Origin of the sequence: Pseudoalteromonas sp. P1-11 (assembly GCF_001399995.1) — a bacterium.
Taxonomy (GTDB): Bacteria; Pseudomonadota; Gammaproteobacteria; order Enterobacterales; family Alteromonadaceae; genus Pseudoalteromonas; species Pseudoalteromonas atlantica.
The window spans coordinates 263,483-275,020 of record NZ_LJSP01000004.1 but is presented as its reverse complement, the minus strand read 5'-3'; the positions used below and the strand labels follow the sequence as shown (position 1 = coordinate 275,020).

8 protein-coding genes are annotated in these 11,538 nt (G+C 40.9%); 3 read left to right on the top strand and 5 right to left on the bottom strand.

Annotated features, from left to right (window positions below):
• The first annotated feature begins 82 nt into the window (after positions 1-82).
• From AN390_RS09405 to AN390_RS09390, 3 genes are all read left to right on the top strand, one after another.
• The gene (locus AN390_RS09405) at positions 83-1,165 is read left to right on the top strand and encodes an efflux RND transporter periplasmic adaptor subunit (protein ID WP_024031767.1); all 1,083 of its coding nucleotides are present in this window, start codon (positions 83-85) and stop codon (positions 1,163-1,165) included.
• Between the two features lie 2 nt (positions 1,166-1,167).
• Positions 1,168-4,248, top strand: coding sequence for an efflux RND transporter permease subunit (locus AN390_RS09400; RefSeq protein WP_055254099.1), 3,081 nt, complete (start codon positions 1,168-1,170; stop codon positions 4,246-4,248).
• A 334-nt stretch (positions 4,249-4,582) separates the two neighbouring features.
• The gene (locus tag AN390_RS09390) at positions 4,583-5,167 is read left to right on the top strand and encodes a hypothetical protein (protein ID WP_029774483.1); all 585 of its coding nucleotides are present in this window, start codon (positions 4,583-4,585) and stop codon (positions 5,165-5,167) included.
• A gap of 18 nt (positions 5,168-5,185) precedes the next feature.
• Here the strand turns inward: AN390_RS09390 and rluF are convergent, their stop codons facing one another.
• The 5 genes from rluF to glgC all read right to left on the bottom strand — a co-directional run bounded on the left by rluF (position 5,186) and on the right by glgC (position 11,538).
• Positions 5,186-6,163 (bottom strand): 23S rRNA pseudouridine(2604) synthase RluF, encoded by a 978-nt coding sequence (rluF, locus tag AN390_RS09385; protein WP_055254096.1) that lies wholly within the window; start codon positions 6,161-6,163, stop codon positions 5,186-5,188.
• 76 nt (positions 6,164-6,239) lie between these two features.
• Entirely contained in the window at positions 6,240-7,319 is a 1,080-nt protein-coding gene (locus tag AN390_RS09380; protein WP_055254094.1) for a DUF418 domain-containing protein, read from the bottom strand.
• A 34-nt stretch (positions 7,320-7,353) separates the two neighbouring features.
• Entirely contained in the window at positions 7,354-8,568 is a 1,215-nt protein-coding gene (locus AN390_RS09375) for an EAL and HDOD domain-containing protein (RefSeq protein ID WP_055254092.1), read from the bottom strand.
• Positions 8,569-8,659: 91 nt separating this feature from the next.
• Entirely contained in the window at positions 8,660-10,195 is a 1,536-nt protein-coding gene (locus tag AN390_RS09370; protein WP_055254090.1) for a glycogen synthase, read from the bottom strand.
• A 41-nt stretch (positions 10,196-10,236) separates the two neighbouring features.
• Entirely contained in the window at positions 10,237-11,538 is a 1,302-nt protein-coding gene (glgC, locus tag AN390_RS09365) for a glucose-1-phosphate adenylyltransferase (protein WP_055254088.1), read from the bottom strand.

The following is an 11,538-nucleotide window of genomic DNA, read 5'->3' as shown; positions in this document are numbered from 1 at the left end:
TAAAATTTAATGAATTTTATTTTATATGGTTGCGGCGTATCCTGCACTTAATTATTTTGCCCATCATTGCCACGGAGAAGACATGAAACTCTTTCGTCTATGTATACTTACTACGACTCTACTTACCTTAATGGCCTGTTCAGAGCCAGAAAAGCAAGTAAAAGAAGAGCCCATTAGGCCTGTAAAGTTATTCAATATAGGACATGATTCGCAAACAAATGTGCGCAGCTTTCCTGCTGAGGTGGTTGCTAACCAAGGCTCGTACTTAGCATTTAGAGTCAATGGTGAACTGGTAGAGTTTCCGGTATTAGCAGGTGAAGAAGTTGAAAAAGGACAACTTTTAGCAAAGCTGGACCCAGAGGACTTTCAATTACAGTACGATGATAGAAAAGCCCGTTATGAGCTTGCTAAATCACAACTTAGCCGCATTGAACAATTACTTGAAAAAAGAATCGCGAGTCAATCAGAGTACGATGAAGCATTGGCTAATATGCAAGTGGCAGAGTCTGCCTTTAAAATTGCCGAAACCAACCTAGAATACAGCGAACTGCGCGCCCCATTTGCAGGGACTGTAGCCAAAGTATTTGTTAAAAACTTTGAAAACATTCAAGCCAAGCAAAACATTCTACGCCTAGAAACCCGCGATTTAATGGATGTAGAAATCCAAGTTCCTGAAAAAATAATAGCGCGCATTAAAAAAGGCAGCGACTACCACCCTACCGTTGTGTTTGACGGTTATGATAATAAAGAGTACACCCTTGATTTAAAAGAGTGGGACACGCAGGCCGATCCTACTACGCTTACCTACAAAGTTGTTTTTTCGCTGCCAGTACCTAAAGACTTTAACTTACTTGCAGGGATGACGGGCCGTGTATTTATCGATTTATCAAAAGTAACCAGCTCGCAAGTGGCTTACACTATTTTACCGGTAGAGTCGGTTTTTTCTGAAGCTAAAGAAAGCGTGTCGGATAACGCCTATGTGTGGATATATAACCCAGAAACTGGTGTTGTTAATAAACAAGCCGTTAAAGTGGGCCAAGTACACCGTGACGGTATTGAAGTGCTAAGCGGTATTAAAGAAGGCCAAATTGTCGTCTCTGCTGGCGTGCACTCATTAGATGAAGGCATGAAAGTACGTCCATGGAATAAAGAGCGAGGCTTATAATTATGAGCTTTGCGCAACTCTCCATAGAGAAAAAAGTAATTAGCTGGATGTTTGCACTACTGCTGTTAATTGGCGGGAGTGTGTCGTACTTTGATTTAGGCCAACTAGAAGACCCAGAGTTTACGCTTAAAACCGCCATGGTTATAACTATGTATCCGGGTGCATCGCCACAACAAGTAGAGGAAGAAGTCACCTTTCCTATCGAAAATGCGATTCAGCAACTCCCCTACGTAGATTATGTGACCTCTATTTCATCAAATGGTAAGTCGCAAATATCGGTAGAAATGAAAAGTACCTACCGAAAAGAGCAGCTGCGCCAAATTTGGGATGAAATGCGCCGTAAAATTAACGATTTAGCGCCTTCACTCCCGAGTGGCGTTTACCCAAGCACCATTTTAGATGACTTTGGTGATGTATACGGCGTTATGTATGCGGTTACCGGCGATGGCTACTCTTATGATGAACTTAAAGATTACACCGATTACTTAAAGCGTGAACTCGTACTCGTTAAAGGTGTGAGTAAAGTGACCATTGCTGGTGAGCAACAGCCTCAAGTAATGGTTGAAGTGTCTACCCGTAAATTAGCACAACTGGGTATTGCCCCAAGCCATATTTTTGGTTTACTGCAATCGCAAAATACAGTCTCTAACGCAGGTAAAATTAGAGTGGGTGATGAGTCTATACGCTTTCACCCAACCGGCGAATTTAAAGATGTTAAAGAGCTCGAAACCCTGCTTATATCTAAACCCGGTGCTAGCGAGCTTATTTACTTAGGTGATGTAGCCAAAGTATTTAGAGAATACGCAGAAGTACCCAGCAATGTTATTCGCTACAACTCAGAACAAGCGCTTTTAATTGGCGTCTCATTTATGAACAGCGTGAACGTAGTAGATGTAGGTAAACGTATTGACGAGCACTTAGCAGAGCTTGAGTACCAGCGCCCACATGGCATACATGTAGAATCGGTGTATAACCAACCTAAAGAAGTAGAAAAATCGGTAGATGGTTTTATTGTCAGCCTAGTAGAGGCGATTGCCATTGTAATCGTGGTACTGCTTATATTTATGGGGTTAAAAAGTGGTATTTTAATTGGCGGTATTTTATTACTCACCGTTTTAGGCACCTTTATATTTATGAAGTTGTTCGCCATAGACTTGCAACGTATTTCTCTAGGTGCGCTTATTATTGCCCTTGGTATGCTGGTAGATAACGCCATAGTAGTAACCGAAGGCATATTAATAAATTTAAAGCGTGGCCAAACTAAGTTAAAAGCTGCAGTTAATATTGTAGAGCAAACTAAATGGCCGCTACTAGGCGCTACAGTTATTGGTATTACTGCGTTTGCCCCTATTGGCTTAAGCTCTGATGCGACCGGTGAATTTGCGGGTAGCTTATTTTGGGTATTGTTTATATCGCTTTTACTAAGTTGGATCACCGCCATTACGCTTACGCCATTTTTTGCAAATTTAATGTTTAAACAAGATGAGTTTAAAAAAGCTAAAAATGCTGAGGGCGAAGAGGAAGATGACGACCCATATCAAGGCTTTATTTTTACCGGCTATAAAGCACTTTTAGATGTGTCTATGCATTATCGTAAAACCACGCTTGTGCTTATGGTCGTGCTTCTTTGCTCGGCTGTGGTTGGTTTTGGTGCGGTTAAACAATCGTTTTTCCCAGCCTCTAACACGCCTATGTTTTATGTAGATTACTGGCAGCAACAAGGCTCCGACATAAGAGCAACGCTAGAGGGAATTAAAAAGCTTGAAAACTACCTTCAAAAAGAAGAGCTAGTTGAAGAAATAACCAGTACTACAGGCCAAGGTGCTCCACGCTTTATGCTTACTTATGCACCGCAAAAGTCGTACTCGTCATACGGGCAGCTCATTATAAGAGTAAAAAATCGCGAGGCGGTGGCTGTAGTAATGAAAAAAGTGCGTGAATACTCGCAAAATACACCGCTTTCAGCTGAGCTTAAAATTAAGCCCATGGAAATTGGCCCCTCAACCGATGCTAAAATTGAAGCACGCTTTACAGGCCCCGATCCGGTAATACTTAGACGATTAGCAGCCCAAGCTGAAGAAGTTATCGCACAGGACGACGGCGCTTATAATATTCGTGATGATTGGCGCGCACGCACTAAAATGATTCGCCCACAATTTAACGAACAAAAAGCGCGCCGCTTAGGTATTAGTAAGTCAGACCTTGATGATGTACTGCTTACTAGCCTTTCGGGCAAGCAAGTGGGTGTATATCGTGATGGTACGCAACTTCTGCCAATTATTGCTCGCTCACCGGCAAATGAGCGCCTAAATGTTGAAAGCGTTCACGATTTACAAATATACAGCCCTGTATTGGGTGTATTTGTGCCAGTAACACAAGTGGTTGACGAATTTGTGGTTGAATGGGAAGACAGCCTAATTATGCGCCGCGACCGAAAGCGCACAATAACGGTAATGGCCGATCACAACGTATTAGGCGATGAAACTGCCGCTAAGTTATTTGCACGCGTGCGCGGACCCGTAGAAGCAATAGAGTTACCGCGTGGCTATAAATTAGAATGGGGCGGCGAGTATGAGTCGTCATCGGATGCACAAGCCGCTATATTTGGTTCATTACCGCTGGGTTATTTAGCGATGTTTGCGGTAACCGTACTGCTGTTCAATTCACTTAAACAGCCTTTAGTTATTTGGGCTACAGTGCCACTTGCCATTATTGGTGTGAGTGCGGGCATGTTAATAATGAATGCGCCATTTAGCTTTATGGCACTACTTGGATTACTAAGTTTAAGCGGGATGCTGATTAAAAACGGCATAGTGTTGGTCGATCAAATAAATCTTGAGCTTCGCGATGGTAAATCGCCTTATCAAGCTGTGTTTGAATCTGGCGTTAGCCGTGTACGCCCTGTAGCCATGGCGGCTATTACCACCATTTTAGGTATGATCCCGCTGTTGTTTGACGTGTTCTTCCAGTCAATGGCGGTAACTATTATGTTTGGTTTAGGTTTTGCAACCATACTTACGCTTATCGTAGTACCTGTGCTTTATACTGTTGTATTTAGAATAGACTACGAGCCTAGAAAGTAATTTAAAAGCCTTACAGCACGTTTAAAACGCAGCTTACCTCACAGTAGCTGCGTTTTTTATTATTTAAACCGAGGTTAAAGATGGACATAATAAACTAGGTTGTATTTGTATTCTCTTTGGCTATTTTAGCTTTATAACCGACGAAAATGGCAATGTAGATTTAAACAACTACCGTTTCACGGGCGGTATTGCACTGGTAATAACAGGCATGTTTGACGGTACTTACGATTTAATTAAACGACTGCGCTCTAAAAACAGCGTATCTGCATTAGCCATTTATTTAGGGCTTTTTTTTACTTTATATTGGCGTTGTGTTTTATAAATAACCTCTCAAATGACAGCAAAACAACTTTTTAGAATAATAATTACCGCTAGTTTACTATTCCCACCCCTATTTTTTATTGCTTGGGATGAAAATCTCGATCCCCCCTTTATTGCCAATACCGCTTATGATTTTTTAACACATAAGCTGCTTCCTGTTTTGTCAGTAATAATTAGTATTGCAGGGGGGATGTACGGATACAAAAAGTACAACGCATGCATAACATTTAAATCAAATTTTAAAGACTACTTAGAGGATGATGGGAAGCTTAGGGGCTGGCTGGGTATTTTGTTTATACCGGTTTTAGTTTATTTATGGCTGTGGGCTAGTTTTTGTATTTCAGTAAAGTTATGGACGTATTATTATAGCGACAATAGCTGGCAGCAAGAGTACCAGCTACTGGCTGTAGAGGCGTGTCCGAGTGATTACGAATACAGCTGCGCAAAACTGGTTGTGCTTGATTTACAAACTTACAGAAAGCGCTCTTTTAGGTGGTATTTAGATAAACCAGCATTAAAGCGGTTAAAAAATGAGAAAATAAACATCGTGGGCGTTAAAAGCCCACTCGGTAACGTTGTACATCAAATACAATGGTAAGTGCGCACGCTATTTTTTTTAACTTAAAGTGCCAGATGAACGCGCTTTACCGTTTGCTGGCTTTTTGTTGTTTGCACTTTTGCTATCGCCTTGCGTATTTTTGCTAGCTCCCTCTTTACCTACATAGGTGGTTGAGCGCTTTTGAAAAGGCGTGTTACTTCTTTGAGTGCGAGTGCCTCGCTCATTATTAAAGGCACGTGGGTTTTCACCCTGAAAATCACGCTTTTTAGGCTCGCCTTTGTTATTGGCATTTTGCTTATTGGTATCAACCGAGTGCTCTTGCGTTTTACCCGAATCAGCAATGGAGTCATTAATTTGCGCCATTTCTACGTCGGTTAAATGTCGCCACTGGCCTACTTTTAAGCCCTTTAACGTTACATTCATAATGCGGGTACGTTTAAGGGTCACAACTTCATAACCTAGGTATTCACACATACGACGAATTTGGCGGTTTAACCCCTGCGTAAGCACAATTTTGAATTCTTGCGGAGCTGTTTGTGTCACTTTACATTTTTTTGTAACGGTATCTAAAATAGGAATACCGTTGGCCATTTTGCTCACAAATTGGCGATTGAGTGGTTTATCAACTGTCACCACGTATTCTTTTTCGTGGTTATTACCCGCTCGCAAAATTTTATTAACGATATCGCCTTCGTTAGTTAAAAAAATCAATCCTTCTGAAGGTCTATCTAAACGGCCGATAGGAAATATACGGGTGGGATAATTAACGGCTTTGACAATATTACTTTGAATTTTACTCTCGGTGGTACAGGTAATACCCACTGGCTTATTATACGCAATGTACACGCGTTTTGGTTTTTCGCGCAGCGGTTTTCCATCTACTAAAACAGTATCGGTATCAGCCACTTTTACGCCCATTTCAGGCGTATTACCATTAACTGTTACACGACCTTGCTCAATATATTTATCGGCTTCACGGCGTGAACAAAAACCTGTTTCACTAATAAATTTATTTAAACGTTTTAATTCGGTCATGGCACTTAATGGTCCTAATTTTAAAGGCGACTAGTGTAAACCACACGCCATTATTTTTCGCCCCTAATTTAAACCTTTACGCATTAATTTTTGCAATTTTTGCTTGAGTTAACCTGCGCCAAACATATTCCAGTGGCCCTTGCTCATAATAGCGACAATATAAAGCAGTAAACAATAGCTGCACGCTAACTAGGCCAGTCGCGATTATCCAATAGTCTATTCGGTTAAAACTTAATACCCACTGCGGATACAACACTTTATAAAGCAACAGCTGCATAAGTGTTTGGCATATATATAAGGTAAAGGCTAAACGCCCAGCTTGCTGAATAAGCCGACCCACATGGGCACGGTTATTACAAAATTTAACGATGAGATGAATATAAAATACAGCCATGAACAATGCGGCAAAGGTATTTATAAACTCTTGTATGGCGAACCCTGCTCCCCCTGTGAACTTTGACGCATAAAGCCTCATGCCTGAAAAAATAAAGGCGCCAGCTATACAAACAATAAGGTGCGGCTTAGTTAAACCTTTACTAAAAACCTCATTTTTATATAAATATATGCCAATCAGCATTAGCCCTACGCACAACCACATGATCATGATAGGAACAGCTACCAGCATTAATACATTCATACCTAGATTACTCAAAAAGTAATCGCTGTAATACGGGCTATATAAATCGATATACTGTGCTGAATCACGATAGACGACCTCATCTGGCGCACTAAAGAGCACCAACCCCGTGGCTACACAACCAATTAAAAGAAACTCCCCTGCCCTTTTTACAAGCAGTTGATTATTACTTTGCAAATATTTTAGAACAAACCAGCCAGATACACCGTACAAAAATAAAATGTCGCCAGCCCAAAGTAAAAAACCATGTACCAAACCAAAAATGATAAGCCAATGCAATCGCGCTTTTAAAGGCGCTGTTGATTTAACTTTTTGCCATTGAATATAAAGCCCTGCCCCAAACAGTAAGCTAAACAGTGTTCTAAATCGGCCATCAACAAAAAAAGTACTCACAGCATGGATAAGGGTGTCGCTAAAAGGCGGGGTAGATAAAGGAATATAGCTATAATCCACTAAGCCAAACGCATAGCCATTCATATACACTAAGCAAAGCACAGCAATGCCGCGAATAAAGTCCATATTATAATTTCGCATAATGAGCGGTTACTGTCCTTTAACTATTATTTTTATAATTATCTGCCCAATCTACGGCTTGATTATATAACCCTGGCAGCACATCACTTTTAACATTAAGTAATATAACGGCTTTTTCTAATGTCCACCAGCTACCTGTTTCGTACGCTTGTACTACATTTAAAATATAATATAGGGTGTTTTTTTCGTTTAATAATGCCGCTTTAATATCATCAGGAAAAGGTAATTTTTCGACTAATAAACTCATAGGTTGATCGAGTATGGCATCTAGTAACGAAAACAAGCCGGTTAAAAACGCCTCACCCGCCAACGATTTAGACACCTGCTTTGCTATTAGCTCACAAAAGCGTGCTCTAACTACACACACTTGCATTAGTTCTGCTGGCTTTTTACCCGCGGTGTGCGCGGTAACAATTAAACTAACAAACTTTTTTAAACGCTCATGCCCTAAATACACTAACGCCTGCTTAATAGATGAAATTTTACTCTGAATAGGAAAAACACCGCTGTTAATTAGCCGCATAAGCTTATAAGCCAAGGCCGCATCGGCTTCAAATAACGCACTAATTTGCTTTATATCTGGGCTTGGTTTCATTACTTGCGCGTAAATAGCCACAACTAACGCATAGTTATAATCAATGTCTTGCTGTTCGTGTATTGTGGGCTTGGCAAAAAAGTAGCCTTGAAAGTAATCAAACCCCATTTTATGTGCTTGGTGATAATCGGCTTGGGTTTCTATTTTTTCTGCTAATATTTTTATTTTTTTATGCTGTTTTAGTTTTTCTACAATCTCAGCAATATCTGATAAAGGCGTTTGCGCAATATCAAACTTTACTAGCTTAATAAACTTTAAAAATCGCTCCCATTGCTCGTTATAAACAAAATCATCTAATGCGAGTTTATAGTTTTTATGAAAAAGCTCTCTGCAAAGCTGATAGTTATCATCGGTGGGTTCAATGGTTTCTAACAGCTCAATGACCACATCTTTACAGGGTAAAAAGTCACATAAATTGTGCTTTAAAGAGTCTGGGCCTATATTTATCAGTGCCGTTTTACCTGAGGTGATGTGGCGTGTGCCTAAATTAAGCTGGTTTTCCATTATTAGGCGAGCAGTTGCTTGACCTTCTTCTATATCGGGAAAAAAGTTTTCACCACTATTACGAAATAAAAGCTCGTAAGCAACTACATTTTGCTTACGATTGAATATTGCTTGCCTTGCAACAAATACAGACACATTACCTACTTCTTATTTATATACTCAAACTAAGTAATTAATAGCGTAAATAGGTATAAATGTCACTTCTACTGCGTTTAATTTTAATGATTTAGCAATACATGCTTGAAATATAATCAGCAGCGACCGTTTCCCACGAAAAACGTGCTCCTTTAGCATTAGCTGTAATGTTACTCCATTGCTTAGGATTTTGCTGTTTTAGCGTAAGGGTTTCAGTCAAGCATGTCATTAACCCATCAACTTGTTCATTCAACGAGCCGCCAGAAAATGCAAAGCCATTGTTGTTGTGGCTTACGGTGTCTTTTAAACCGCCAACACTGTGTACTAAACAAGGTTGCCCTGCGCGCATAGCAAGCATTTGACTAATTCCGCATGGTTCAAACGAGCTTGGCATTAAAAATAAATCCCCAAGCTCATATAGGCTATCGCCAATACCTTGCCCATAACCTTTTAAAAACAATAAGTTTGCATTGCGTGCCATGGCCTTGGTGAAAATGCTTTCAAGGGCTTTGTCACCAGAGCCTAAAATAATAAGACGACCATTAAAACGGTTAATTATTTCACACACGTTATCAAGCGCTAATGCATTACCGTATTGTTGGCAATGTAATAATACCTTTTGCTCGGTCAGCCTGCCAACACTTGTTACGAGGGGCCCATCTATTGGCGTGTTTTTAAACTGCAGCATGCGCTGATGCGCCACATAGTAGCTCGTTTCAAGCTGCTCATGTTTTGCCATCCAGTTAAATAAAGTATGTTCAATACGCTCATACAAGAGCGATAAAGTAACCTGCTCAGGGTTTTTCTCAGGGTATTCACAGCCATTTAATATTCCCACCACCTTGCCTTGAGCCGATTGATTTTGTAAATCAAGCTCTAAGCCTTCTCCACCAAAAAAACCTTGCTGATAATTACTCGGCTTTAGTACCTCGGTACTGTAAGTAGGTGAGACTAAATGAACTTTATCTGCCAAATTTATAGCACTGCGCATAGGATTAAAACAGTGTGGGTAACGAGGGTCACACAAATGTTGCCCGTTATAACCTAACGAAGGAAACCAAGCCTCTAAACTCGAGTCGTCGTGTTTAAAAGGCCTGATCCCTTGCAGTGCTAAATTATGAACTGTATAGGCAATATGTAAATTAGCGAGGGTATCGTAGCGTTTATCAAATTTTAATAATACGGCGACACACGCGCTATGCCAATCGTGTAAATGCAGTGCTTGAGGGCGCGTTATTAAACCCTGTAGCAGCGCTTCACATAGAGCGGCACTAAATAATGCATATTTTGTTGCATCAGTAGCAAAAGGTCGCCCGGGTTCGTCATTGCAATACACCGAACCCGATTGGCTAAACAGTGGGTGCGAAATAACAAATTGATTAATGTGTGTGTTGTCATCACTTATTTTAAATAAAGATAATACCTGTGGCTGCGCTCTAAATATAACAGTGACATCACCTATATATTCACGTTGCAGTTGCTCAAACCCATAATCAGGAATAACAACATCTACGCTCACGCCTTGTGCTGCTAGTGCTTTTGGGGCATCTCTGACTACATCTGCTACCCCACCCACTTTAGCGTTTGGTAGAGCATCGTTTTCTGCGGCAACCATTAATACATGCATTTATTTACTACTTCCTTAACCTTTGTTATTCGCATCCGATTTTAAGCGAACTTTTTATTTTCGTGTGCTTGACGTTCAAGCTTTTTAGCAAGTTCCGTGAGCATATCACGGGTGACTAATACGATGCCTTTTTTAGATACCCTAAAGCCATTTTCTTCATCGGCTTTTCTATCGTAGCCAATTTCAAGCCCTGCGGGTATTTCACAGCTTCGATCAATTATGGCTCGCTTAATTTTACAATGACGATTAATGAGAGCTCCGGGTAAAATTACTGATTGCTCTATTTCGCAAAATGAACGCACGTGCACGTTTGAAAACAACAGTGATTTTCTAACCACTGAGCCCGATACAATACACCCTCCTGATACCGTTGAGTCTACCGCCATACCTCGTCTATCTTCATCATCAAAAATAAACTTAGCCGGTGGCAACTGCTCTTGATAGGTCCAAATAGGCCAGGTTGGATCGTATAGATCTAGCTGTGGCTCTGGCATTACCAATTCCATATTGGCTTCCCAAAACGAGTCTAACGTTCCTACATCGCGCCAATAAGGTTGCCCTTCTTGCATGGTATCTCTAAACGGAAACGCATACACACTGTGCTCTTCTATAATTGCCGGAATAATATCGTGCCCAAAGTCGCGGCCAGAACCTTCATTTTCAGCATCTTTTTTTAGCTGCTCAAATAAAAACTCAGTATTAAACACATAGTTGCCCATAGAGGCTAAGCAGGTACCTGGCTTACCAGGGACAGAGCTGGGGATCGAAGGCTTTTCATCAAAGCGACATACCCGATTTTTTTCATCAACGGTCATTACCCCAAAGGTATCTGCAGCCTCTTTAACAGGTACTTCAAGGCAACATACTGTCATGTCGGCGCCTTTTTGCACATGCTCGGCTAATAAAGCGCCGTAATCCATTCGATAAACGTGATCGCCTGACAAAATCATCACATATTTTGGCAGTTCGTGGCGAATAATATCCATGTTTTGAAAAACCGCATCGGCAGTCCCACAATACCACTCATCACCATTACGCTGAGATGCGGGTAAAATTTCAACCGACTCCCCCAGCTCCTTTTTAAAATGGCCCCAGGCGCGATTAACATGGCGAATCAAAGAGTGCGATTTATATTGTGTGGCTATGCCTACACGCCTCACACCCGAATTGATACAATTTGATAATGGAAAATCGATAATACGGTGCTTACCGCCAAAATAAACAGCGGGCTTTGCGCGCCAATCTGTCAATTCGTGTAAGCGTGAGCCGCGTCCACCAGCCAGTATTAACGCGTACGTATCTCGGGTTAAGCTACTTATGTAACGATTTGCATAACTAGGCAT